This window comes from Desulfobotulus mexicanus (assembly GCF_006175995.1).
In the GTDB taxonomy this organism is placed as follows: Bacteria; Desulfobacterota; Desulfobacteria; order Desulfobacterales; family ASO4-4; genus Desulfobotulus; species Desulfobotulus mexicanus.
Map to the genome: position 1 here is coordinate 35,442 of NZ_VDMB01000014.1, position 24,464 is coordinate 59,905.

General features: G+C 38.8%; 23 protein-coding genes. 16 read left to right on the top strand and 7 right to left on the bottom strand.

Going from position 1 to position 24,464, the window contains the following annotated elements:
• The first annotated feature begins 385 nt into the window (after positions 1-385).
• Positions 386-976 carry an orotate phosphoribosyltransferase gene (gene pyrE, locus FIM25_RS11245; protein ID WP_246052165.1) on the top strand — a complete coding sequence of 197 codons (591 nt, stop codon included), beginning with the start codon at positions 386-388 and terminating at the stop codon, positions 974-976.
• A gap of 40 nt (positions 977-1,016) precedes the next feature.
• Here the strand turns inward: pyrE and FIM25_RS11250 are convergent, their stop codons facing one another.
• Positions 1,017-2,186 (bottom strand): MFS transporter, encoded by a 1,170-nt coding sequence (locus FIM25_RS11250; RefSeq protein ID WP_139449335.1) that lies wholly within the window; start codon positions 2,184-2,186, stop codon positions 1,017-1,019.
• Between the two features lie 208 nt (positions 2,187-2,394).
• Between FIM25_RS11250 and FIM25_RS11255 the strand changes: the two genes are divergently transcribed.
• The 8 genes from FIM25_RS11255 (at position 2,395) to lon (ending at position 9,330) form a co-directional block, all read left to right on the top strand.
• A complete protein-coding gene (locus tag FIM25_RS11255; protein WP_139449337.1) occupies positions 2,395-2,673 on the top strand; it encodes a hypothetical protein in 279 nt (92 codons plus the stop codon).
• A gap of 89 nt (positions 2,674-2,762) precedes the next feature.
• Entirely contained in the window at positions 2,763-3,032 is a 270-nt protein-coding gene (locus tag FIM25_RS11260) for a hypothetical protein (protein WP_179953319.1), read from the top strand.
• A gap of 162 nt (positions 3,033-3,194) precedes the next feature.
• Positions 3,195-3,584 (top strand): hypothetical protein, encoded by a 390-nt coding sequence (locus FIM25_RS11265; RefSeq protein ID WP_179953320.1) that lies wholly within the window; start codon positions 3,195-3,197, stop codon positions 3,582-3,584.
• Between the two features lie 407 nt (positions 3,585-3,991).
• Entirely contained in the window at positions 3,992-4,480 is a 489-nt protein-coding gene (locus tag FIM25_RS11270) for a GatB/YqeY domain-containing protein (protein WP_139449343.1), read from the top strand.
• Positions 4,481-4,528: 48 nt separating this feature from the next.
• Entirely contained in the window at positions 4,529-5,257 is a 729-nt protein-coding gene (locus FIM25_RS11275) for a hypothetical protein (protein WP_139449345.1), read from the top strand.
• 303 nt (positions 5,258-5,560) lie between these two features.
• Entirely contained in the window at positions 5,561-6,274 is a 714-nt protein-coding gene (locus FIM25_RS11280; protein ID WP_139449347.1) for a 16S rRNA (uracil(1498)-N(3))-methyltransferase, read from the top strand.
• A gap of 154 nt (positions 6,275-6,428) precedes the next feature.
• Complete coding sequence (locus tag FIM25_RS11285) at positions 6,429-6,872, top strand: Hsp20/alpha crystallin family protein (RefSeq protein ID WP_139449349.1); 444 nt, start codon at positions 6,429-6,431, stop codon at positions 6,870-6,872.
• 34 nt (positions 6,873-6,906) lie between these two features.
• Entirely contained in the window at positions 6,907-9,330 is a 2,424-nt protein-coding gene (gene lon / locus FIM25_RS11290; protein ID WP_139449351.1) for an endopeptidase La, read from the top strand.
• A 69-nt stretch (positions 9,331-9,399) separates the two neighbouring features.
• On the opposite strand, the gene gyrB is transcribed toward lon, so the two are convergent.
• The 4 genes from gyrB to rdgC all read right to left on the bottom strand — a co-directional run bounded on the left by gyrB (position 9,400) and on the right by rdgC (position 14,478).
• Positions 9,400-11,826: a DNA topoisomerase (ATP-hydrolyzing) subunit B gene (gene gyrB, locus FIM25_RS11295; RefSeq protein ID WP_139449353.1), complete on the bottom strand. Its 2,427-nt coding sequence runs from the start codon at positions 11,824-11,826 to the stop codon at positions 9,400-9,402.
• Positions 11,827-11,830: 4 nt separating this feature from the next.
• On the bottom strand, positions 11,831-12,958 hold the full coding sequence (dnaN, locus tag FIM25_RS11300) for a DNA polymerase III subunit beta (protein WP_139449355.1): 1,128 nt from the start codon (positions 12,956-12,958) through the stop codon (positions 11,831-11,833).
• Positions 12,959-13,310: 352 nt separating this feature from the next.
• On the bottom strand, positions 13,311-13,859 hold the full coding sequence (locus tag FIM25_RS11305; RefSeq protein WP_139449357.1) for a hypothetical protein: 549 nt from the start codon (positions 13,857-13,859) through the stop codon (positions 13,311-13,313).
• Between the two features lie 4 nt (positions 13,860-13,863).
• Entirely contained in the window at positions 13,864-14,478 is a 615-nt protein-coding gene (rdgC, locus tag FIM25_RS11310) for a recombination-associated protein RdgC (RefSeq protein ID WP_139449360.1), read from the bottom strand.
• 151 nt (positions 14,479-14,629) lie between these two features.
• Between rdgC and FIM25_RS11315 the strand changes: the two genes are divergently transcribed.
• The 3 genes from FIM25_RS11315 to FIM25_RS11325 all read left to right on the top strand — a co-directional run bounded on the left by FIM25_RS11315 (position 14,630) and on the right by FIM25_RS11325 (position 17,152).
• Positions 14,630-15,094, top strand: a complete 465-nt coding sequence (locus FIM25_RS11315; RefSeq protein WP_139449362.1) for a hypothetical protein — start codon at positions 14,630-14,632, stop codon at positions 15,092-15,094.
• Positions 15,095-15,098: 4 nt separating this feature from the next.
• Positions 15,099-16,367, top strand: coding sequence for an endonuclease Q family protein (locus FIM25_RS11320; protein WP_139449364.1), 1,269 nt, complete (start codon positions 15,099-15,101; stop codon positions 16,365-16,367).
• Positions 16,368-16,654: 287 nt separating this feature from the next.
• Positions 16,655-17,152 (top strand): lytic transglycosylase domain-containing protein, encoded by a 498-nt coding sequence (locus FIM25_RS11325; protein WP_218961395.1) that lies wholly within the window; start codon positions 16,655-16,657, stop codon positions 17,150-17,152.
• Between the two features lie 278 nt (positions 17,153-17,430).
• Here the strand turns inward: FIM25_RS11325 and FIM25_RS11330 are convergent, their stop codons facing one another.
• A complete protein-coding gene (locus FIM25_RS11330; protein ID WP_139449365.1) occupies positions 17,431-18,492 on the bottom strand; it encodes a branched-chain amino acid aminotransferase in 1,062 nt (353 codons plus the stop codon).
• 169 nt (positions 18,493-18,661) lie between these two features.
• Here FIM25_RS11330 and FIM25_RS11335 point away from each other — a divergent pair, with 169 nt between their 5' ends.
• Positions 18,662-19,477, top strand: coding sequence for a YkgJ family cysteine cluster protein (locus FIM25_RS11335; RefSeq protein WP_139449367.1), 816 nt, complete (start codon positions 18,662-18,664; stop codon positions 19,475-19,477).
• 84 nt (positions 19,478-19,561) lie between these two features.
• Here the strand turns inward: FIM25_RS11335 and dapA are convergent, their stop codons facing one another.
• On the bottom strand, positions 19,562-20,614 hold the full coding sequence (gene dapA / locus FIM25_RS11340; protein WP_139449369.1) for a 4-hydroxy-tetrahydrodipicolinate synthase: 1,053 nt from the start codon (positions 20,612-20,614) through the stop codon (positions 19,562-19,564).
• Positions 20,615-21,047: 433 nt separating this feature from the next.
• Here dapA and FIM25_RS11345 point away from each other — a divergent pair, with 433 nt between their 5' ends.
• The 3 genes from FIM25_RS11345 to dsrA all read left to right on the top strand — a co-directional run bounded on the left by FIM25_RS11345 (position 21,048) and on the right by dsrA (position 24,457).
• Positions 21,048-21,677 carry a tetratricopeptide repeat protein gene (locus FIM25_RS11345; RefSeq protein WP_139449371.1) on the top strand — a complete coding sequence of 210 codons (630 nt, stop codon included), beginning with the start codon at positions 21,048-21,050 and terminating at the stop codon, positions 21,675-21,677.
• Positions 21,678-21,737: 60 nt separating this feature from the next.
• On the top strand, positions 21,738-22,850 hold the full coding sequence (locus FIM25_RS11350; protein ID WP_139449373.1) for a hypothetical protein: 1,113 nt from the start codon (positions 21,738-21,740) through the stop codon (positions 22,848-22,850).
• A gap of 287 nt (positions 22,851-23,137) precedes the next feature.
• Positions 23,138-24,457, top strand: a complete 1,320-nt coding sequence (gene dsrA, locus FIM25_RS11355) for a dissimilatory-type sulfite reductase subunit alpha (protein WP_139449375.1) — start codon at positions 23,138-23,140, stop codon at positions 24,455-24,457.
• Positions 24,458-24,464 lie beyond the last annotated feature (7 nt).

A 24,464-nucleotide genomic window follows, 5' to 3' on the forward strand; every position in this document is an offset into this window, starting at 1 on the left:
ATTTTCAATTCTACAACCCCTTTTTTATACCCTAACCCAACTTAAATCAAAAGTTTTTCAAATACTTCCATTTTTCATTCTATTATAAAAATATTTAAAATCCTTTTCAATTTAAAAATATCCTTAATAAAAACAAAACCCATAGACCCTTTATTGACCCTTCTCAAATCTTCATGGTATAAAAAAATCTGCGGGAAGTGCTGACCAACAGTTTTTTCTGCCGCAAACCACTGCCGGATCCCCAAACCCCAAGACTTCTTTCAATCCGGCAGAGGTTTGGCGTTATGCTGCTTAGCCTTTATTTTTTGCTGACTTTTTTCATGTTTTCAGTCATAACAAACTGAATTCAAATAACAAAATCAAAATACACGGAAAAAGACGTCCCATGAATCCAACAGAGTTGTCCAAAAGTCCTTCTGACATGAAAAAAGCACTGATCGATCTTTTATGTCAAAAATCCGTTAAGGTATCAGAAACGGACAGTTTTACCCTTGCTTCAGGAAAAAAAAGCAATTTTTACATCAATTGCAAACCAACGGCCCTTGATCCCCACGGAATGTATTTAATTGGCCATCTTATTATGGAAGAATTAAGGAATATTTCCGTTCATGCCATAGGCGGACTCACCTTTGGCGCAGATCCCGTAGCCATGGCCACAGCCTTTGCCTCGGGCCTGAAGGGTAAACCACTGCAGGCTTTTTCCATACGTAAAGAACAGAAAGATCACGGTCTTATCCGTTGGGTTGAAGGGGATGTAAATCCCGGTGACCGGGTTGTAATCATAGATGATGTTGCGACAACTGGTGGATCTACCATAAAAGCCATCAGCAGAGCCATGGAAACAGGCCTTGATGTCTGCAAGGTTATTGTATTGGTGGACAGGGAAGAAGGTGGTATGAATAATATACGTCAGCATATCTCCGATGCTTCCGCCATACTGACAAGATCTGAACTGATGGAACATTTTTTAAAATAAAAAAATGCCCGGTAAAACTTTAATATTTTTTAAAAAATATTTACCGGGCACTGCTTTGACTTGAATGGATTTTCAGAGAATGTAAACCCATAGCCAGTACCCCCCCTGAAAAAGCCATTCCCGCACTGATCAGAAACATATCTGAGCCTAAAACGGCAAACCCCATGCCTCCAACCAGATATCCGACCATAAGTCCAAGCCCATAGGAACTGGCATTCAGAACTGTCTGGCCTATGGTTTTAACACCAGAATCCACAAGAAGATCCATATAAAGAATCGTTGTCATATGAAAAATGCCATAAGTAACAGCATGCAAAATCTGACTGAAAATAATAACAACTGGATCAATGGAAAAAGCCAGCAGGCACCATCGAAGAACAGCTGCTGCAAAAGAAAATAATATGAGATTTTTTAAAGAAAAATAATAAAATAAATATCTTGAACCAATCATCACAAAAATTTCCGCGATGGAGGCCACTGCCCATACAAACCCTATAAAACTACCTGAAAACCCTGCTTTTGAAAGATGAATGGAAAAAAATCCATAATAAACACCATGGCTCATGAGCATAATAAAGGTAATAAGTAAAAATAAAATACTGTTACCTGAAAAAAGACGGATTATATCTTTTTTATAAATACGGGCGGCAGTTTTCTTTTTTACCGGTGTATATACAGCAAGCCATGCCCCTGCAATACTTCCTGAAAAAACAAGCCAGAGTACAATTACGGGGGATAAAAAATCCAGAGCAATACCACAACCCCATACGGCAAGAATAAAACCAACGGACCCCCATAAACGAATATTACCGTATCCTGATTTTTTTCCTCCGAGAAAGCCTACTGTAAATGCTTCCGTAAAACCAATAATAGGTGAATGAAAAAGACCATAAATGAACATAATAAGCATCATCATTACAAATGATTCTGTAAAAAAAAAGAAACACCATAAAAATGCGGCTAAAAAATGACAAAGTAAAAAAATATTATGGTGAATATTAAAACGATCAGCAAGCCATGCCCATGCCAGAGGAAAAAGAATGGCAGAAAATGTTTTTAAAGCCGTTATCATACCTATCTGATTTTCAGAAAAGCCAGCATAGTGACAATAGAGAGGAAAATATGGGAAATAAACACCAAGAACCAGAAAATAAAAAAAATAATTGCCGGAAAATAAAAAAATATTATTTTTAAAAAAATAAAGCTGCATACATTACTATCCCATGTTATTATTTTACTGAAGCTATGGACGTAAAAAACAATCATATAATGTTACCAGACACGGTATGTTTTTAATTTTAAATAATATTTTGTCAATATTACATAGAGTTACTGTGTAATCCTGGCCTTTATAATCATCTGACCTGACAAGAAAATCAGACCTTCCATATTTTATCCATTATATTCCAGGAGCAACCATGAAAATAAACATAACCATTGAAGCAACACCCGAAGAAATCCGTGAAGCCATGGGGCTTCCTGATTTGAGACTTTTTCATGAAGAAGTTATGAAGGATCTTCAGGCAAGAGTCAAAGCAGCTCAGGATCCTAAAGAGCTTATGAAAATTATTTTTCCTGGTGGTGATGTTGGAAAAACTCTATGGGAACAGACCATAAAAAACATGAGTCTTCTCAAGCCGGAATTTTCCATAAGGCCGGAAAAAACAGACCCTGACAAACAAAAAAACAAGTCATAGGAGTTATTATGAACATTATTTCATGGGCTTATATTCGCAAAGGCTGAAAAACATGTCAGAAAGCCCTCGACGTGATCGAGGATAAAAAAATGACTTTCATGGAAATTGAGGACGCCCGAAAAAATAAAATAGAAGATGAAAAATTAGAAACAATTCTTGCTTCAGTAGATACCATTGTAGTTTCTTCAGGGAAAAAAATTTTAATTTTCAATAATACACTATCAGAAAAACAGCTTTTTACAGACAAAATTAAGGGTCCTGGAGGTAATCTGAGAGCTCCGGCTCTTTCTTTTAACAACACACTTATTGTTGGTTTTCATGAAGAAATGTATGATCGTTTTCTTTTTTTAAGTAAATAAATATAGTGTTATTATTTTTTTAAAAAATAACTTTCATCTAAAAAAATATTCAAAAAAACTTGCTCCATAAGCAGCCTTGTGTTTAATATAGAAAACATCATTTTCCCGCCCGGCGCCGTTCCGGCACCCATCAAAAATACCCTTCACAAGAAAGAGGTCCAAATGACAAATCCTGCCGAAGAAAAAAAACTGGAAAAACGCTTTCACTATGATCCTGTAAAAAATCGTTTTTATGTAAATTTTGAAAATTATAATATTGATAATGAAAGGGATATTCACCGCATTGAATTTCTTGTTGCAGAACAGCTTTCCCATCTTGGCAAACGTGTCGATGCTATTGTAAACTATGAAAACTTTAATATAAAACAAGATCTTATGCAAAATTACACCAATATGGTAAATAGACTGATGGAACATTTCTATGCTGGTGTAACCCGTTATACCACCAGCGCTTCCCTAAGAGATGAACTTGGGAAAAGTTTACAGCAACAACAGGTAAAACCTAATTTTTACAGTAGCAACGAAGATGCAGAGCGTGCTTTGCAATCTTGATTTTTTAACTGTTTTTTTAAAAAAAACAGTATATTTTAAAATTACAGTACCAAAAACGGCTAAATCCCTTCCGGATAAAGCCGTTTTTTATATGAAGTTAATAAAAACACAGATAAAAATCTTCTTCTCAAAAAGCAGATTTTTTTTGTTATTTTTCAATTTTTTATTTCAAATAAGATCAGGATTTATTAAGGTCTTTGGGCATCCAGCTTGTGCTGTAATAAGCATAAAAAGTGCCAAGGAAGACATACATGTTAATTTAAATACAATATAATATTAATTTTATTCATCATGATTACATGATAAAGAATAATCTTGTTTTAAATATCACCCGACAACCAATTTGACTGGGTTAACAATACACATATTCCAGTATTCTTTTAAAAGATTAAAAAGGAAAAACAGTAATGGAAAAAAAATACGGATGGACTCCTCAATGTCCTTTAAGGCTGCCTGAAAAAATCAGAGAAGACATCAAAGTAGCCATGAAACAAAAAGACGATCATATTCGTGACGCACTTCGAATGGTTATCAGCGAGTTTCCAAAAATTACAGTCCCAATAACCCTTGAATCCGGAAAAAAAAGTTTTAGATGTAAAAAAACGGAAGAAATTAGTAATGAAGATGTAACAGGCCTGATACGGGGTCTTATAAAGTCAGAAAAAATTCTGCTTGATGCAAAAAAAGAAACAACTTCTGCTTTTCTTGAAATTTTACAGGAATATATCCCTAAGCCTGCAGATGAATATGAAATTAAAAAATGGATTGAAGATAATCTGGATATGGGATCTTTAAAAAATCCATCATCCGCCATAGGAGCTGTCATGAAACATTTTGGTGCACGTGCCGATGGTATGCTTGTTAAACAAATCCTGGGTGGTATGGTTTCTTCATAAAAACCATGATGCAAGTTTAAAAATTTAAGCTTGAGCAAGGACAGATCAATGAAAGACCTTATTTCTGAAAAATATCGAATAATACTTTTTTTTATAATTCTGACTGCTATATGTGTTTCTTTTCTTTTGGTTTTTTTAAATCAATCCAGCATAAAAATACAAAGAAATGCTGAACAGAAAAAATCAGAAAGCTTTACCTTTTTTGATGTTGGAGAAAATACCGTCCTTACAAAAACAAAATTAAAGGATTTAAGAAAAATTCTTGGCCAGCACAGACTGGAAAATCTGACACCTGTGTATATGGATTTTGTTCATAAAGGCTGGCTTGCAAAATATTTTCCATCTCTGGAATCCTATGATGTTTTTTTTGAAAAACCCAGACTTAGAGACCCCATAGCAAGCAATACGCTTAAATTGCATTATCGCTATGCACATCAGAAGAATATTCCTTTTAATAATATTCGTTTTGTTTTTTCAAGATATACAAATAAGCCACTTTCTCTTTTTTTAAGGCTTCCTGGAGACGGAAGTATTGTTATCAATAATCTTAAAAATACTCATGGAACACCACAAACAATTGAAAACGTAAAAATATCAGGTCCGGGGCCTGTATATTTCTGGAAAAGGGGCAAAGACATTCTAGTTACAGCTGTTTTATTTGATCGTTATGGAAAACCGGAAACTCATATATTTATTTTATATGGTGAAAATACAGAAAACTTCAAAAAAACAATAATGGAAACATATCCTGAACCTGATATCAAAACAGGTTTTTAAACAAAAAAGGGGACTCCTTGAAGAAGGAATCCCCTTTATTATATATGAACTGATCTTCTTTTATTCCTAACTGTTATTTCACAGTGAACGTAAAAAATCAGAAATTAAAATGCTCTTCTATAAACTCATTTCGGGTAATAATCCCTTTTAAAAAATTAATAATCATTTTATCCTCCTTCTTATATGTAAAAAAGTTTAAATCTTTTTTTGCGCTGCACCAAAACCAGCCTGAGCACAAATTAAAACCTTTTCTCTTTATGTCAAGACAAAGAAATAAACGATAGACTAAAAAAAGAATTATACTTGAATATTATTCTTATAAAAAAAGAAGATTTTATATCCAAAAATACGATTCGCATTTCTGATTCAAGACTTCTTCATATAAGAAATGTATTGAAAATACAGAAAGGCGACAGTATCCAGACTGGAATCATCAATGGCTCCATTGGTGAGGCTATCCTGTTAGAAAGAGAAGAACATGCAGATTTGTTTTCCATCAACTGCTCTGCTCCTCCGCCTCCACCGGTTCCGGTTACACTTGTTCTGGCACTTCCCAGACCCAAGGTACTCAGACGTATCCTTCAATCCATAACTACTATGGGAATAAAAAAAATTATAATTATAAATACTTATAGAGTTGAAAAAAGTTACTGGCAAACCCCGTTTTTGTCTGAAACAGCCCTTCATGAACAACTTATTTCAGGTCTGCAGCAGGCAAAAGATACTGTTTTACCTGAAATACAGACAGAAAAGAGATTCAGACCTTTTGTGGAAGACCGTCTTCCTCTCATATTGCAGGATAAAAAAGGTTATATTGCCCATCCCTATACGGATTCATCACTGAGCATATGCCACAATAAAGCATCTGTACTTGCCATCGGTCCCGAAGGTGGTTTCATTCCCTTTGAAATAAATCTTCTTGAAAAAGCAGGAATGTCTTCTTTTTCCATGGGTCACCGCATTTTAAAAGTTGAAACAGCCGTGCCTGTTTTAGTCTCCAGATTTCTTTCTTTTTAATTTTAAAACCAATTTTTTTAAACCTGCTTGCAAAACGAACAAAACTAACTATATTTTTTTAAGTTTAAAGATGTTATTTTTAATCCTAACTATATATTTCAACATCTACTGCTTGTTTTATATTTATGTGTACCAATTGATGAAGGAGATCTCCATGAATTACATTAAAATTCGTTTTGGTACGGGATTTGACCATTCCCGTACCTGCGGAAGATCCGTTTCTGACATGTTTGGTTCTGTAAATCCCATGTTTGCTATTGGTCAGCGCAGGTGGAATCCTCCCATGGATATATACGAAACGGAGGAAGAAATTATTATTCTTGCGGAAATAGCCGGAGTTGAAAAAGAAAATCTTGAAATTGAAATCAGCCATAAAGCTATCCGTATCCATGGCACCCGTAACTGCAATATAGGCATGAAAAATGCCACCTACAGGCTGGCAGAAATTTTTTACGGCTGCTTTGAGCGTATTCTCTTTTTGCCGACAACCATTGATACTGAAAAAGTAAATGCTTCATACAGTAACGGATTTCTTGAAATACACTTAAGCAAACAGGATCATACAGCTATTTACAAAGTGGAAATTCAGTCAGACTAATCTAAAATACTTAAAAGATATCCGGAGGTGAGCGATGCAGGAGCAGCAGCCGTCACTGGAGTTAAGCCAGGAAAAATTACCAGCCAGATTACCCATACTGCCCCTTCATGATGTCGTTCTTTTCCCCAAAATGGTTTTGCCCCTCATTGTCCGTCAGGAACAATCCATCCGTCTTATTGATGAAGTGATGGGAAAAGACCGTATGGTTGGTTTTGTTGCCGTAAAAAAGAACAAGGGTAATACCTTTACAACCCCAGATGAACTTTATGAAATGGGCTGTGGTGCCATTATTCTTAAAATGGCCAAAGGTGAAGATAACAAAACCCAGTTACTGGTACAGGGAATCAGTCGTTTTACCATTAATGAATACCAGTCTGAAACTCCTTACCTTGTTGCTGGTATTAAACAGATTGAAGAACCTGAGACAAAGAGTAAGGAAATTGATGCTCTGATGTCCAATCTCATGGATCTTTACATACAGATTGTTGAATTATCCCCGGGTCTTCCCCAGGAAATGCTTCAGATGGCAAAAACCATCGATGAGCCGGGTATACTGGCGGATATGGTCACTTCCACCATCAATACCACCCATGAAGAAAAACAGAAAATCCTGGAAATAACAGATCTTAAAAAAAGACTCCGGGAAGTTACAAAAATTGTAAATTATCAACTTGAAATATTGAAAATAGGTTCCAAAATTCAGACCCAGGTTAAAGAAGATATGGGGCAGAAACAAAAAGAATTCTACCTCAGGCAGCAGTTAAAGGCCATCCGTGATGAACTGGGTGAAACAGATGAAAGCACTGTGGAAGTTGATGATTACCGAGCAAAGATTGCTGAAAAAAATCTTACAGATGAGGCCAGAAAAGAAGCTGACAGAGAATTGAAACGGCTTTCAAGGATGCATCCATCTTCTGCAGAATATAATGTAGTAACAACTTATCTGGACTGGATGATATCCCTTCCATGGAATAACTCCACCGAAGATACAATAGACATAAAAAAAGCCCGAAAAATCCTGGATGATGATCATTATGGCCTTGAAAAAGCAAAAAAACGTATCCTTGAATATCTTGCTGTACGTAAGCTGAAACCTGATTCAAAAGGACCCATCATCTGCTTTGCAGGTCCTCCCGGAACAGGCAAAACTTCCCTTGGCAGATCCATAGCCAAAGCCCTTGGTCGTGAATTTGTCCGCATGGCCCTTGGCGGCGTAAGGGATGAAGCAGAAATAAGGGGACACCGCAGAACCTATGTGGGTGCACTTCCAGGCAGGATTATTCAGGCTCTCCGGAGGGCAGGTACGGATAATCCGGTTTTTATCCTCGATGAAGTAGACAAGCTGGGTAATGATTTCAGGGGAGATCCATCCTCAGCCCTTCTTGAGGTCCTTGATCCTGAACAGAATAATTCCTTTGTGGACCATTATCTGGATGTATCTTTTGATCTTTCCAAGGTAATGTTTATCACAACAGCAAATGTGATTCACACCATTCCACCGGCATTGAGGGACAGGATGGAGGTTATTGATCTTTCTGGTTATACCCTTGATGAAAAAATTAAAATATCCAATAAGTATCTCATACCCAGACAGAGAAAAGCCCATGGCATCACATCCAGCCAGATTACTTTTACCAATGGTGCCGTGCGTCATATAATTGAAGATTATACAAGGGAAGCTGGCTTAAGAAATCTGGAAAGGGAAATAGCATCCCTGTGCAGGGGGGTGGCCAGTCGTATAGCCGAAGGAGAAACAGAGACGGTTTCCATCAATGTCATGAACATTCCCCGTTACCTGGGACCTAAAAAAATTCACAATGAGGTTAATACCAATATAAAAGTTCCAGGAGTTGCCGTTGGCCTTGCATGGACACCAGCAGGCGGAGACGTCCTTGTGGTGGAAACAAAGGCTATGAAGGGTAAGGGCAAGCTTACACTGACAGGACAGCTTGGTGACGTAATGAAGGAGTCTGTGTCTGCCGCCATGAGCTTTATAAGGTCTGATGCTGCTCAGCTAAATATACCGGAAGATTTTTTTGAAAAAAATGATCTTCACATTCATGTTCCAGCAGGAGCAATTCCAAAAGATGGCCCATCAGCCGGAGTCACCATGTTGACGGCCATCACTTCCCTTGCAACGCAGAGAAAGTTAATCCCGAACCTGGCCATGACAGGTGAAATAACATTAAGGGGCGAGGTGCTTCCCGTAGGCGGTATAAAGGAAAAAGTACTTGCAGCCCACAGGGCAGGAATGAAAACTCTGATTCTTCCAAAGTGGAATGAAAAGGATATTGATGAAATACCTAAAAAAATAAAAAAAGAAATACAATTTCATTTCGTGGATAAAATGATGGATGTTCTTAATATTGCGCTGGAACAGGAAACAACGGATAAAATAAATGTTTTAAAAGAGAAAAAAACAGTAGCAAAAAAGACCAAAAAAATGGATATAGTTTAAAGTTTATTTTTTTATATAAAAAAATCCCTGTACCTTTTTCATGGTACAGGGATTTTTATTTTTTATTTTCTACATATCTATCATGGTTACTTCCAGGGCATTATTCTGAATAAACTCCCGCCTTGGTTCCACCTCATCTCCCATAAGAAGGGTGAAAATTTCATCCGCAACAAGGGCATCTTCTATTTTTACCTTTAAAAGTCTTCGTTTTTCAGGATCCATGGTTGTTTCCCATAGCTGATCCGGATTCATTTCTCCAAGACCTTTGTAACGTTGAATATTAATACCTTTTTTAGCTTCTTCTGTTATTTTTTTATAAAAAGCCTTTAAACTGTCAACGGAATCTATATTTACGGATTCTTTGGCTTTAATTTTAAAAGGAGGTCTGTTCCATGGATCTATCTTCATATGTAAATCAGCACATTTCTGATATTCCTGAGAAAAGATAAAGCTTCTGCCAATGCGAACTGATTTTTTTTCCCGTACTGTTGCATAATCTTCTTCAAGGGAAATTTTTCTTTCGGGCGGTGTTACAACAAGCTCAAAAATATCCCTTTCTTCATTCCATACAAATTGATTGATTTCATAATCTGAAGCAAGAAGACGATCATAAACCCTCGTCATAATATCTTCATTTTTTAAATCATCTTTATCCCTGATATTTTTATCCAGAAGAATATCCACAAGCTCTGGCTCATATCCTCGCCTGCGGAGCTTTTCCTGATTGATCATAAAAACATCCAGCTGACTTAGAAACTCATATAAATCATCGGGACTCAGAGGGTGTTCTTCTTCTCCTATACTGACCTGTTTGAGCTCACAGATTCTCCTGAGCAGATAACGGCTGTATTCATTTTCATCTTTCAGATAAATACCTCCCTTTCCTTTTCCAATACGGTAAAGGGGAGGCTGGGCTATATAAAGATAACCATTGGAAATTATTTCAGGGGTCTGTCTGTAAAAAAAGGTAAGGAGAAGGGTTCTTATATGGGAGCCGTCCACGTCCGCATCCGTCATGATAACAATTTTATGATATCTTATTTTTTCAATATCAAATTCTTCCCTGCCAATACCGGCTCCCAGAACGGTAATAATATTTTTAACTTCTTCACTTTTTAAAATTTTATCAAATCTGGCTTTTTCAACGTTTAGTATTTTCCCTTTGAGGGGTAAAATAGCTTGAAACTTTCTATCTCTTGCCTGTTTTGCCGAGCCCCCGGCAGAATCACCCTCCACAAGAAAAAGTTCCCGCTCTTCAGGTAGTTTGGACTGACATTCCGCAAGCTTTCCAGGAAGTGTGGCATCTGCCATCCCTCCTTTACTCCTTGCCATATCCCGTGCCCTTCTTGCAGCTTCCCTGGCACGGGCAGCTTCCACTGCCTTAATAATTACTTTTCTTGCAATTGCTGGATTTTCTTCAAAAAAAAGATTCAGCTTTTCATTTACAAGGGATTCAACAAGTCCCTTAACCTCAGAGTTACCCAGCTTGGTTTTGGTCTGTCCCTCAAACTGAGGCTCTTTGATCCGGACACTGATAATGGCTGTCAGTCCTTCACGGACATCATCTCCTGAAATTTTTTCCTGCATGTTTTTGGGTATATGATCACCCGAAGCATAGGCATTAAGTGTACGGGTAAGGGCACCCTTAAATCCGCTTAGATGAAAACCACCCTCTACTGTATTAATATTATTTGCAAAGGAATGTATTTTTTCATTATAGGAGTCATTATATTGAATAGCTACTTCTATCTGAACATCATTACGGTTTCCTTCAATAAAGATAGGATCGTGAAGAACTGTATGCTGGCGGTTCAGGTATTCGACAAAAGAACGAATGCCACCTTCATAATGAAAATCATCCCTTTCATCGGATCTTTCATCTTCTATTATGATTCTCACGCCTTTATTCAAAAAGGCCATTTCACGCATACGTCTGCTCAGAATATCATATATAAAATTATCCGTGTTCATGACCGATGTATCGGGTTTGAAGTGAACCTGGGTTCCATTAAGGTCCGTATCACCGATAACTGTCAGTTCAGAGGTTTTCTTACCCTTTGAAAAGGTCTGATAAAAAACATGGCCTTTTTGCCAGATTGTCAGCTCCAGAAGATCAGAAAGGGCATTAACAACGGATATCCCCACACCATGGAGACCTCCTGAGACCTTGTAGGTATCATTATCAAACTTTCCACCGGCATGTAGTTTTGTAAGAACAACTTCTGCAGCAGGAACACCTTCTTTTTCGTGAATTCCAGTAGGAATACCACGTCCGTTATCCCTTACTGTCACACTGTTGTCTGTATGAATGGTTATCTGGATTTTATCACAGTAACCAGCCATGGCTTCATCTATGGAGTTGTCCACCACTTCATAGACCAGATGATGCAGTCCTTCACTTTCTATATTTCCGATATACATGGAAGGGCGTTTACGGACAGCTTCAAGGCCTTCGAGAATTTTTATGTTTTTTTCAGTATAGGTATTTTCAGTCATATTCTTATATTTTTATTGGCATTATTACTGATGTTAAATAAAAATCAGATTTTCCTTTAATTAAACAGGGTGTCTGATTATTCCGTATGAAAACATGGGCATCATCTTCTTCTATTAAAGATAGGGCATCCATGAAAAATTTAGGATTAAAGGCAACTTCAAAGGGTTCTCTTTCATAGGATACGGAAAGATCTTCATGGGATTCTCCAAGATCAGGATTGGAGGTCATGAGAGTCAGCTTGTTTTCCTCAAAAGAAAAGATAATGGAACGAAAATCATCATCGGAAAGAATGGACATTCTTTTGAGACTCATGATCAGTTCCTGTCTTTTAAATTCAATAATGCTTTCAGAATCTGATTTCATTATATCCTGATAACCGGGAAAACCACCTTCAAGAAGTGTAATGGAAAAAATTTCACTTTCTTTTACAACCACAAAACGGTTGTTTAAAGCACCTATTTTGACGGGCATAGGGGAATCAAGAAATTTAAGAAGTTCACTTAATCCTTTTTTGGGTATCAGAATAAATTTATCTTCTCCCTGAAAAGCAAAAAGATTATCTGAAAGCATATCATACTTTACCATTCTTTTGGAGTCTGTAGAAACTCCCCTGAGAAATATCCGTCCTTCTTCATCTGTAATGGACTCAAAAAAAAGTCCTTGAGTGTAAATTCTTTTTTCATCCGCCTGGGAAGGAATGGACAAATTTTTTTCTATCAGTTTTTTAAATTGAAAACTGTCCACAGAAATTAATTCCGTATCCGTATCTTTTCCTATTTCAGGAAAATCATCAGGATTCATTCCCACAATATGAAAAAGAAGATTGTTTTCTCCTATTTCAATCCATCTGTTTTCTATTTCATTCAAAAGAATGGTTTCAGAAGGATAACTCTTTATTATTTCATATAATTTTTTAGCATTGATGCAGACACTTCCCGGTACATCCACTTCTGCTGGATAAATACCGCTGAAATCAGTTTCAAGATCAGTGGCTTCTATCTGAATTGTACCATCCATTTGTCCTGTAAGACGTACCGTAGATGTTATGAATAAATTTGTTTTTCTACCTGCAATTCCTTGTATTTTTGCAAGAACTTCAGATATTTCATTTTTTATAAGCCTGCACTTCATGTTTTTCTCCGTTTTTTTGATGCTTTTTTATCAAATGGAAGATTATTTTAAGCCCTGCAAAAAAACCTTTTCTTTTTACCAGCCTTTTTTATGTTTTACAATTTTTTGTTTTTTATTCTTTTTTAAATATATAAAACCAATAATAAGCAGACTGATTTTTTGTTTGTAACTAAAGTATCTTTTTGTTTTTTTTAGTAAATTTTTATTTTTTCCTGTTGTTTTCTTTCTCTTGTAACTGTTTAAAAAAGGGCTTTTATGTCTGTTTTTTTTTAGTTGTTCAAAATCAAGGTTTTTATAAAAATGTTATTTTACCTTTTTTTCAGGTTATGTTCATGTCTTGTTAATAACTTTTTCAGGCATTTTTTTTATCTGTAGTAGATTTTTTTACCCATTCCTTCATGAGCTGAAGGGTATTGTTCCATGTTTCTCCTGTTCTTGTTTTTATAAAATAAATAAAAAGCTTATCAATAATTTCATAGGTTTTATTAATTAAAAAAAACTTTTCGATGACAGCACCTTCTGTTTCTTCGATTTCTTTTATGGAGGCTGTTTGCGGAGTTTTTAATCCGGAAAACCCTAAATGTTCTCCTTTTAATGCAAGGCTCCATTCATGCTCTCCTGATGTGAAAATAATCTGCATCTCAGTTACAACAGCTCCCTTTTGCAATGCTACCATGGCCTCTTCCAGTCCTGCTGTATCTCCTTTTATGGTGAGGGTTTCAATGCGGTCATCTCCGTAGCGGTTCTGAAGAACCATCCTGTTTCCAAGACGCAGGTCCGAAATTTCTTCATGAATCTTTTGAAAAATATCATCCTGGTTTTCAGATATAAACCAGAGCCAGGTTAAAAATTCCTGACCAACAAAACTATAACGATTATATGCAACGGCAATATCAAGCATTTTTTTACTCCGAAAAACGAACAGGGCTTAAGGTTGTAAAACGGTCTTTTTCCATATCACTGAGTTCATTGCTGAACATGGCTGCGGTATAGGGGAATATCCGGATAAGATGGATGCCGAATGTTTTTAAAAAAAGAGTTTCCACTTCTTCGCAGGCGGCTTTCTGGCTGGAAAAAAAGTAGACTTCTTCTGCTTCCATATTCCATAGAAAATCGTAAATATTTGGTGTTGCAGGAATTCTGAGAAGAAGAGATGCTTCTATATCTTCTTTTAATGCTTTTTTTTCATTTTTTGACAGAAATTCCTTTCCGGATTCCTTGAGACGCTTCTGTGTTTCTATGGCGACCATTTTTTTCAGTATCCTGGAAGGTACTGTTTTTTTGTCAATGCGCAGGCAGAAAAGAAAATTATTGCCAAAAACTATTGTTTTTTCTGAAAAATCAGATAAATAATGAGATTCGAAAGGTGTCCATCCGCTGGTAAAAAAGGATGCGGGATCTTCAATTTCCGGGAATCTGTTATTGTTAATTTTTTCCCTTATGGTCTCAAGGGATAAGGTTTCTTTATTGCCCTCGACACGGTATCTTGTGAGGGCTGTGGATGAGGAAAGCAGGGCCATGGGACTCCATTTATAAAATCAGAGGTTATTGTAGAAGTTTTAAAGGGTGTTGTTTTCAGCTGATAAACTTTAAAGATAAAGCAGAAAATAACTATATATTATTAGCACGGATTCGATAAAAAAGCATCTGTGAAAAAAAACAGGAAAAATAATGAATATAAAGCATTGTCTTATTCCGGGTAAGGGTGTCAATGGGCTTGTTTTCGGTATGTCGGAACCTCAGGTGGAAGCTTTGTTTGGAGAAGCGGATTTTAAAGATATTCTTAATGATGCAGGAACAGGAAAAACAAGGGTTCTTTATTATTTTGATCAGGGCCTGACCCTTTATTTTGATGAAGAGGATGCATGGCGGTTTGGATGCTTTGAGGTGGATTCCATGCAATTTGATCTCTTTGATCAGAATATTGCGCGTTTATCCAAAACACAGTTGAAAAATTTCCTCCAGAAAAACAATATAAATGAAATTATTGAAGAAAAAGATGAAGAACAGGACTGCCTTGAGGTGGATGATTTATCTGCGTCTTTTTATTTTGAGTTTGATACGCTGATTTCAGTTCAGATGGGGTTCTATACGGATGAGATGGATCAGCCCATCTGGCCTGCGGAGGAATCCTGAACATATGAGATATATAGCGGATCTGCACATCCATTCAAAGTTTTCCATGGCAACGGCTTCTTCGCTGGATCTGGAGCATTTGTATATTTCAGCCCAGTATAAGGGGATTTCCCTTGTGGCAACGGGTGACTGTACCCATCCCGGATGGTTTGTGGAGCTAGAAAGTAAGCTTTTGCCTGCAGAAGCAGGATTTTATAAGCTTCGTCCGGAAATTTCTGGGAAACTGGATGTTCTGGTTCCTTCTGTCTGCAGACGTGAGGTCCGCTTTATTCTTTCCTCTGAAATAAGCTGTATTTATAAAAAAGATGGCAAAGTCCGTAAAAACCATAACCTTGTCTATTTTCCGGATCTTGAAAGTGTAAAAAAGTTCAATCTGCGTTTAGGTCGCATAGGAAATATTGTTTCCGACGGAAGACCTATTCTGGGGCTGGACAGCCGGTATCTCCTTGAGATGGTTCTTGAAACCCATGAACATGCCTTCCTGATCCCTGCCCATATCTGGACACCATGGTTTTCACTTCTGGGGTCAAAATCTGGTTTTGACAGCGTGGAGGCCTGTTTTGAGGATCTTACGCCCCATATTTTTGCTGTGGAAACGGGCTTGTCATCGGATCCTCCTATGAACAGGCGCGTTTCCTTCCTTGATAATCTGACCCTTGTTTCCAATTCAGATGCCCATTCTCCCGGAAATCTAGGAAGGGAAGCCAATATTCTTGATACGGAATTTGATTATATGGGCTTGTACCATGCCCTTAAAAATCAGAATTCCAAGAGTTTTCTTGGGACCTATGAGTTTTATCCTGAAGAGGGGAAATATCATCTGGATGGACATAGAAAATGCGGTGTACGACTGACACCTGAAGAATCCATGAAGCTTGGGGGGCTTTGTCCTGTATGTGGAAAAGCTCTTACCCTTGGAGTTTTATACAGGGTTTGTGAACTATCTGACCGTAATCATCCTGAAGAAAAAAGAAAAATACCTTTCCACAGCCTGGTACCCTTAAAGAATATCCTCTCTGAAATTCTGGGAGTTGGACCCAATACTAAAAAAACAGGAAAAAGTTATGAACAGATTATAAACGGCCTGGGCCCGGAATTTTCCGTTCTGTGGGAAATGGAAATAGATAATATTAATACGTTGGGGATTCCCATTCTTGGGGAGGCAATCCTGCGGGTCAGGGAAAATCGTATAACTATTGAAGGAGGATATGACGGCGACTATGGAAAGGTTGAAATTTTTTCAAAGGAGGAAAAAAAAGAACTGTCTATTTAGTAATGTATTTTTTGCACTAAAACAGTAGCTGTTTATTATAATAAGAATAAACATGAAATATATTTACTTGTATTTATTTGATAAAGTATCTTTTTGTCATACTTTTGATCAAAGATATGAACAATAAATATACTGTCATAACAGATTTTGATAAGTCCATTGATTGAGTCATGGGAAAGGGCAGAATAAAAGAAATGATGATAAATAAGATAGATTTAAGCATTATTTCTGTTTTTTTGTTATTTTTTTACTTTGTTTTTCCATGCTTATCGGTGGCGGATATTTATATGCATGTGGACGAAAATGGTATTGTTCGTTTTACCAATACACCAACATCATCCAGCTATAAATTTTTTATGAGTGAGAGAGGTGAGAAAAAAGGGAGTGAAATTGGAAAGCTGACTTTTTATGATGAAAATATCCGGGTGGCGGCAAATTATCATGGGGTGGATCCGTTTCTGGTTAAGGCGGTCGTCCGGGCAGAATCATCATTTAACCCGAAAGCCCTTTCACCTAAAGGCGCCAAAGGGCTTATGCAGCTGATGCCTGCTACCATCAAGGATCTTGGTGTAAGAGATCCCTTTAATCCAAGGGAAAACATTATGGCAGGAACCCGTTATCTGCGAATGATGCTGGATATGTTTGAAGGTGATGTGGAGCTTGCCCTTGCCGCTTATAATGCAGGTCCATCCAATGTCAAAAGATATGGTGGTGTACCGCCTTTTTCTGAAACTGTGAATTATATAAAAAGGGTTTTACAATTTCGTGAAGAATACATAAATTGAAAAGTTTTTTTGAAGGATAAAGGAGTCAGGATCTGCCTGCATGCCCTGATGAATCAGGTGTATAGACAAGCGAGCTATTTGTTTGTGACTCAATCCGGCACTCAAGCTTGCAAAAACCCATTGTTTTCATCGCAGGCTTTGGGTTTATGGCTTGAGTGCCGGAATCCGAAACTATTGCAATGTCACTTACAAACAGCCCTGTTGTCTTTTTCTGGAATCAGAGTTTTGAAATTAATGAACAATTTTTTTAAGATAAAATGTGCTGAACAATTAAAATTTTATATGATTTCAGTCCATTGGAAAGAATCTTCCTTTTCACCATATTGAATGCCTGTAATTTCATCAAAAAGCATGGTTGATATGGGACCGGCAACCCCATTTTTTATGGTGAGAACCTGATCTTTATAGCGAATGGTACCCACAGGAGAAATAACAGCGGCTGTTCCTGAGCCAAAAGCTTCACTTAATTCTCCATTTTCATGGGCCTTACATATATCATCAATGGAAATCCGTTTTTCAGAAACAGACAATCCTTTTTTTCTGGCTACCTGAATGACGGTATTGCGGGTGACACCGGAAAGAATGCTGCCATTGAGTTCTGGTGTAACAATGGCGTTGTTTATTACAAAGAAGATGTTCATGGACCCAACCTCTTCTATGTAACGGTGTTCTTTCCCATCCAGCCATAAAACCTGAGTGTAACCTTCCTTCTGGGCTTTTTCTGAGGCATAAAGACTGGCTGCATAATTACCAGCAGTTTTTGCTTCACCTACGCCACCGGGCACGGCACGGACATAATCACTGGTGACCCATATTTTTACAGGATTAAAACCTTCTGGGTAGTAAGCTCCCACAGGAGACAGGATGGTAAAAAAACGATAGTTATGGGAAGCACGTATTCCGAGGAAGGGATCGGTTGCAATAATGGTGGGGCGGATGTAAAGAGAGGTACCCCGACTGGAAGGAACCCAGTCTTCTTCTATGCGGATAAGTTCTTTCAGGGCTTCAAGGATAGAATCATTATCTATTTCTGGGATACACATGCGTCTGGCTGAACGATTGAATCGTTCGAAGTTGTCCTTTGCACGGAACAGCTGGATTTTATTATCCTTGCGTTTGTAGGCTTTAAGGCCTTCAAAAATTGCCTGTCCGTAATGAAAAACCGTTGTGGATGGTGGAAGTGAAAAATTATCATAGGGAACAATGCGCAGATCATGCCAGCCTTTTTCTGGGTTGTAATCCATCAGAAGCATGTGATCTGTAAACTGAGTACCGAAACTGAGCTCATGGTCTTCTGGTTTTTTTTTAAGATTACTGCTGGCGGTAAAAGAAATATTCATGGGGGTCTCCAGATTTTGAGGGACTTTAAAAAATATCAGGGTATGTTTTATACCTTGTTTCCTTTTTTATACAGGTGTTTTTTCCTTACGGAATAAGGATAGTTCTGTTTTTTTTATTAATACCAGATAAAATTTGAAAAAAATTCAATTGTATGGAAGGAAAAATTTTATGAGTGATCAGGAGTATGTTAACGAGGCTGTTCCCGTCCAGTTAACCAGATCAAGCCGTTTTTGTTTTGACTGCCATCCCGGTGTTCCATGCTTTACGGATTGCTGCCGAAAAATTAATATCATGCTTACTCCCTATGATATTATCCGAATCAAAAATCGTATGGGAATTCCTTCAGATGAATTTCTGGCTGTTTATACGGAACCTCAGATTCTTGAAAAAACAGGATTGCCCGTACCGGTAATGCGTCTTCTGGATGATGAAAAACAGTCCTGTCCCTTTGTCCGGGATGGTGAAGGGTGCATTATTTATGCAGACCGCCCAAGTGCCTGTCGTTATTATCCCATAGGCATGGCTACAAGAAGTCACATGGAAGATGTGGTTGAGGGTACACAGGATGATTTTTTCTTTATGATCAATGAAGAACGCTGTAAGGGGCATCAGGAGAACAAAGAATGGTCAATAGCAGAATGGCGCATGGATCAGGGGGTTGATCTTCAGGACAGAATAAATGAGGGATGGACGGATCTGATTGTAAGGAAGAAAAGTTTTGGTTTTACCATGGATATGACGGAAAAGAGCAGAAAACTGTTTTTCATGGTCTGTTATAATATTGACGGTTTCAAAAGATTTGTATTTGAGTCGGATTTTTTAAAAATGCATAATATTTCCGATGAAATTATTAAAAAAATAAGTGAAGATGAAATTACATTGTTACAGTTTGGTTTTGACTGGCTTCAGGCTATTCTTTTCAAGCGGGATCCGGAAGGACGTTTTTCCGTAAAGGATGAGTTTGCCGGAGCAAGAAAAAAATAATTTTTTCAGGCCCTATGTCTTAACTGTCTCTGTGGCAGGATTCACCATGAAGGGAATTCTGCCACAGTGTTTTTGTACTGTTTATTATCCGGGAGTGTCAGTGTATTCTTCCGTATAATAGAGATCTTTCCAGTATTCAGGATTTTTAAGTCTTTCTTCTATATCCACATCAAAAAACTTTGCAGCTGAGCCAAATACATCAGGATTTTTCTGATGGATTTCTTTTGCTGTGGCCAGAACAAATTCAAAGCCTTTGTGGGTCATTTTTCCTAAGGGTTTTCTACAGGAGCCAGATGGCATACCGATGAGCTGCATCAGTGTTTTCAGAGCCAGGGGATTTCTGGCACGACAGGCAACCGGGCCATAGGGCGTTTCTTCCTGGGTGGTGACGGTGACCAATCGGAAAAGGGGCTCTATATCAGAAAGAATCTGCTGTGCTCTCTGTGTTTCTCCCTTTTTCAGACAATAGGTCATTTCTGTTATAAGTGCCGGTACTATATTGGAAGCTACGGATATGATACCTGAAGCTGCGATATATGGATCTGTCATCATGGGAAAGGTGAGGGCATCATCCCCGGAAAAAATCATAAAATCCTGACCACAGCATTCACGTGTACGGCGCATATTATCGAGATCACCCGTGGCTTCTTTGACACAGCGTATGTTTTTATACTGCTGATGCAAAACAGCGAGGTCTTCTGGAAACATCTGGGCACCGGTGCGGCCTGGAATTATATAGGGTATAATATCTATGTCAGGAACTGCTTTTGCAACGGGAGCAATATATTCCCTGCGTATTTCAAGGGAGCTTGGACCATTATAATAAGGGTCTACCAGCAAAATGGCATCAACTCCGCAATCTGCGGCATGGATGGCGGCATTCATGGACTCTGCGGTATTATTACTGCCGGCACCGGCAATGCAAAGGGCTTTATCCTTACATTTCGAAGCAACGGTTTTAATGACTGTATTATGTTCTTCCCAGTTAAGGGTGGGGCTTTCTCCCGTTGTTCCCACGGCAAGAATACCCGTAACCCCGGATTGAAGTTGAAAATCCACCAGTGCTTCAAGGCCTTTGTAATCAACGGTGTTGTTGGTCATGGGGGTGACCAGCGCAGTATAGCAGCCTGTGCGCATATAAAACTCCCTTCCTGTGGTGTATTCTAAAAAAAGTAACAGAAAATATCAGATATTTTTTGTCTGGTAGTATCGGAGTGCAATTAAATAAAATATAAAAATATTTATAGTTTATGGTGAAAAAATATTGAAATGTCACCATTAAAGTTTTTTATATTCCAGTTGTCGGCCTACCATATATTTTATAATTTGACAATATTTAACCCTTTGGGAATACAGGAAAGACAAATATCCTTGACAGAATGGGACGGCCCATATTAACGGAACACCTTAAGAATTTTTTGTTGTTTTATGATAAAGACACATGGTTTTTTTGATTATCCTTCATTCATTGTTTTTATGGATGATATGAAATGGCTGTATAGCAGTAAGAAATATTTAAGTATCCATAGATTTTTTTTTAAAATTTACACTTTAAGGGGATGAAAAAAATATGCAGAAAGCACAGAACGCCGATGAATATATAGCACAGCAGCGGATGGCACTGGCATCCAATTCCGAGTGCGGTGCCACGCACTATAATCTGGCCGTAGCCCTGATGGGCCAGAAAAAATATGAGGAAGCGGAATCCCATTTGCATGAAGCTATTTCCTGCAGCCCAAACCTTGCGGAAGCCTTTGTACAGCTGGGCGCCATCTGTCTCCAGAGGGGAGATACTGAAGGTTGTCTGCATTATAATAAAAGATCCATCAAGGCACGGGCAGGTTTTTCTCCTGGATATGCCAATATCGGATATCTTGAGTTGCAGAATGGAAACATTGAAGAAGCTGTTAAACATCTCAGAAAGAGTATTGTTTTTAATTCAAAGAACATTCAGGCTTTCACAACACTGGCAACCGCCTATCTGATGCAGGGTCTTCTGGATGAAGCCATTGAAGCCTGTAGGGAAGCCATAGAAATCAATCCTGATTTCCCCATTTCTTATAATAATCTGGCGGTAGCTTACCTTGAAAAAGGGGACTATGAAAAAGCCGCTGAAAATGCAGATAAATCCGAATCCCTTGGTTATGAAGTGGCACAGGGTTTGAAGGATGAGCTGGAAGCCCACAGAAAAAAAATATAAAGAAGATAAAAGGCCCCATACCCGGCAGCAATGACAGCCCGTAATTGAATGGAAAAGATAATGACCGTATATTCTTATGGTATTTCAGGAATGGGGGATCTCGTATTTCCTTCAGATCCTATGTATTCCCATCCGCTGCCGGCAGATACAGATAAGGATACGGATATTCAGTGCGGAGCTTTTCTTAAGGGCGTGGGTATTTTTCTGGATGAAAATATTAACGAAGTTGAAAAAATTTACAGTGAAAAGATAGAAAAAATTCACATCATTCTTGAAAAACATGGTGCTTTTTACCACCCATGTAAAGTTGTTATTAATGGGAGGAACAGCCAGCCTATGGTTGTGAACGGGGCTGTCAGTGCGGAAGCTATCCGTACCATGGGTAAGGAAATAAAGGCTCTTGGTAAGCTTAAGAATAAGTCCGCAAGGGATATTCCTGAAGTGTATTTTTCCGGTGAATACCTGCTGGAGTCAGGAAAGGCCGCCTCATTTTTCTCAGCCCCATGGTTTGAGGGTTTCTGTGAATTTCACTGGTCCTGTCTGGAGGATGGTTCTCTGGGGATAAAGGTCTGGGAGGATGATGGAAGCAGATCTGTTATGCAGGAAAAAGAGGTTTCTGATTTTTTCCGTAAAGCAGCTGCCATCCTCAGCCGGTCCTATGATTTTGATACCTTTGATCAGATTTTCCCATGGCACCATGCTGCTGGAGATTTTGTGGTCTGTCGGGATTTGGAAAAAGTGGATGTCCGCCTGATCACCGTGCGTCAGTATACCAGTCTTTTATCCATGGATTCAGAAGAGACGGATCTTTCGGATAAGCTTGAATGCCTTTTTCATTTTTTATGGAATATGCTGATGCGGATGCGGCTGGATCGCTTAGATGGTGTGGGAGAGCTGGTATGGGCTCCGGATTATGTAATTGCGCCATGTATAGCCGGATTTTTTGAAGGATTATCTGAAAAAGCCCCGGACAGCAAAGAAATGCTAATGATTATCGAGGCAATTCCTGAAATTGTACGTTCCATGGGCAGTGACCATCTTTTTTCTCTGCATGAGGAAATTATGTCTGCCTGTAATCCCATGGCTTCGGATATTGTTCTGATAAAAAAACATATGAGGGCCCATTCAGACAGTGTTTTTGAAGTGATATGTGATTGTTCAAAAAATATGTAAATGTTTTTTCCTAATAAAAATACAAGATGGAGATGTTTTTTTTGTTGTGTAGGCAATATAGGGTATTGAGGGAAAAAAGGTTGATAAATAAGAGCTATTGGTTTTTAAGAAAAAACCCTTTTTTATTGACAATGGAGCGTTCACATCCTATATGATCCATCTTTGAATAGATAGAAATAAAGGGTTTTTTGACAGCTATAGTAAAGCATTGCGAATGTTTTGGTTTTACGGTGAGTTCCCCTTGACGAAACGTCAGGATTGTAAATCTTTCACATGGAGGTAAGGTAATGGCAAAACACGAAACTCCGTTGTTGGACCAGCTGGAGTCTGGCCCCTGGCCGAGCTTCGTCTCCGACATGAAGCTTGAAGCTGAAGTCCGCGCCAAAAATGAGGCCGGCATTGAATTTCAGGTTCCGGTAGATGTTGTAGATGACCTGCTGGGTGTTCTGGAACTTTCTTATGTACATGGCCGTACCCACTGGAAACACGGTGGTATCGTTGGTGTATTCGGTTATGGTGGTGGCGTTATCGGTCGTTACTGCGACCAGCCGGAAATGTTCCCCGGTGTTGCTCACTTCCACACCGTCCGCGTGGCTCAGCCTGCGGGTAAGTATTACAAGGCAGATTATCTTCGTCAGCTCATGGACATCTGGCAGATGCGCGGTTCCGGCATGACCAACATGCATGGTTCCACGGGTGACATTATTTTCCTTGGTACCCGTACAGAGCAGCTTGAAGAAATTTTCTATGAACTGACCCACAACCTGAACACAGACCTTGGTGGTTCCGGCTCCAACCTGAGAACCCCTGCAGACTGCATCGGTTCTTCCCGTTGTGAGTTTTCCTGCTACGACACCAACGGCCTGTGCCACTTCCTCACCAATCTGTATCAGGACGAACTTCACCGTCCCGCCTTCCCCTACAAATTCAAGTTCAAGTTCGACGGATGTCCCAATGGCTGCGTTGCTTCCATTGCCCGTTCTGACATGAGCTTCATCGGTACCTGGAAGGACGATATCCGCATTGATCAGGAAGCTGTTCAGGCTTATATAGGTGGAGAGATTGCTCCCAACGGTGGTGCTTTTAAAGGCCGCGACTGGGGTGCCTTCGATATTCAGAAGGAAATAATTGATCTCTGCCCCACCGAATGTATGTGGATGGAAGGCAAAGAGCTGAAAATCGACAACAAAGAGTGCAACCGCTGCATGCACTGCATCAACGCCATGCCCCGCGCCCTTCGCGTAGGTAAGGATACCGGTCTTTCCATTCTGGTTGGTGCCAAGGCTCCCATCCTTGATGGTCAGCAGATGGGTTCCCTTCTGGCTCCCTTTGTGGAAGTCAATCCCGAAGATGATTATGCTGCTGTTACGGAAGTTATTGAGTCTATCTGGGATTGGTGGATGGAAGAAGGCAAGAACCGTGAGCGCCTTGGCGAGCTTATCCGCCGCGCTGGCTTCCAGAAAATGCTGGAAGTTACCGGTATCAAAGCGGACGCCCGCCACGTCAGTGAACCCCGCTGCAACCCCTACATCTTCTGGAAAGAAGATGAAGTACCTGGTGGCTGGGAGCGTGACGTCAAGGAATACAGAAAACATCATAAGCGCTAAGAAGGGG

Excerpts from the sequence above, each read along its gene's own strand:
- FIM25_RS11315 (WP_139449362.1), top strand. The coding sequence starts at position 14,630 with ATGAATATAAAGCATTGTCTTATTCCGGGTAAGGGTGTCAATGGGCTT.
- FIM25_RS11305 (WP_139449357.1), bottom strand. The coding sequence starts at position 13,859 with ATGCTTGATATTGCCGTTGCATATAATCGTTATAGTTTTGTTGGTCAG.
- FIM25_RS11270 (WP_139449343.1), top strand. The coding sequence starts at position 3,992 with ATGGAAAAAAAATACGGATGGACTCCTCAATGTCCTTTAAGGCTGCCT.
- FIM25_RS11330 (WP_139449365.1), bottom strand. The coding sequence starts at position 18,492 with ATGAATATTTCTTTTACCGCCAGCAGTAATCTTAAAAAAAAACCAGAA.
- FIM25_RS11255 (WP_139449337.1), top strand. The coding sequence starts at position 2,395 with ATGAAAATAAACATAACCATTGAAGCAACACCCGAAGAAATCCGTGAA.
- FIM25_RS11320 (WP_139449364.1), top strand. The coding sequence starts at position 15,099 with ATGAGATATATAGCGGATCTGCACATCCATTCAAAGTTTTCCATGGCA.
- lon (WP_139449351.1), top strand. The coding sequence starts at position 6,907 with ATGCAGGAGCAGCAGCCGTCACTGGAGTTAAGCCAGGAAAAATTACCA.
- FIM25_RS11325 (WP_218961395.1), top strand. The coding sequence starts at position 16,655 with ATGCATGTGGACGAAAATGGTATTGTTCGTTTTACCAATACACCAACA.
- rdgC (WP_139449360.1), bottom strand. The coding sequence starts at position 14,478 with ATGGCCCTGCTTTCCTCATCCACAGCCCTCACAAGATACCGTGTCGAG.
- gyrB (WP_139449353.1), bottom strand. The coding sequence starts at position 11,826 with ATGACTGAAAATACCTATACTGAAAAAAACATAAAAATTCTCGAAGGC.
- FIM25_RS11345 (WP_139449371.1), top strand. The coding sequence starts at position 21,048 with ATGCAGAAAGCACAGAACGCCGATGAATATATAGCACAGCAGCGGATG.
- FIM25_RS11335 (WP_139449367.1), top strand. The coding sequence starts at position 18,662 with ATGAGTGATCAGGAGTATGTTAACGAGGCTGTTCCCGTCCAGTTAACC.
- dnaN (WP_139449355.1), bottom strand. The coding sequence starts at position 12,958 with ATGAAGTGCAGGCTTATAAAAAATGAAATATCTGAAGTTCTTGCAAAA.
- dsrA (WP_139449375.1), top strand. The coding sequence starts at position 23,138 with ATGGCAAAACACGAAACTCCGTTGTTGGACCAGCTGGAGTCTGGCCCC.
- FIM25_RS11250 (WP_139449335.1), bottom strand. The coding sequence starts at position 2,186 with ATGCAGCTTTATTTTTTTAAAAATAATATTTTTTTATTTTCCGGCAAT.
- FIM25_RS11285 (WP_139449349.1), top strand. The coding sequence starts at position 6,429 with ATGAATTACATTAAAATTCGTTTTGGTACGGGATTTGACCATTCCCGT.
- FIM25_RS11260 (WP_179953319.1), top strand. The coding sequence starts at position 2,763 with ATGACTTTCATGGAAATTGAGGACGCCCGAAAAAATAAAATAGAAGAT.
- FIM25_RS11275 (WP_139449345.1), top strand. The coding sequence starts at position 4,529 with ATGAAAGACCTTATTTCTGAAAAATATCGAATAATACTTTTTTTTATA.
- FIM25_RS11265 (WP_179953320.1), top strand. The coding sequence starts at position 3,195 with ATGACAAATCCTGCCGAAGAAAAAAAACTGGAAAAACGCTTTCACTAT.
- dapA (WP_139449369.1), bottom strand. The coding sequence starts at position 20,614 with ATGCGCACAGGCTGCTATACTGCGCTGGTCACCCCCATGACCAACAAC.
- pyrE (WP_246052165.1), top strand. The coding sequence starts at position 386 with ATGAATCCAACAGAGTTGTCCAAAAGTCCTTCTGACATGAAAAAAGCA.
- FIM25_RS11350 (WP_139449373.1), top strand. The coding sequence starts at position 21,738 with ATGACCGTATATTCTTATGGTATTTCAGGAATGGGGGATCTCGTATTT.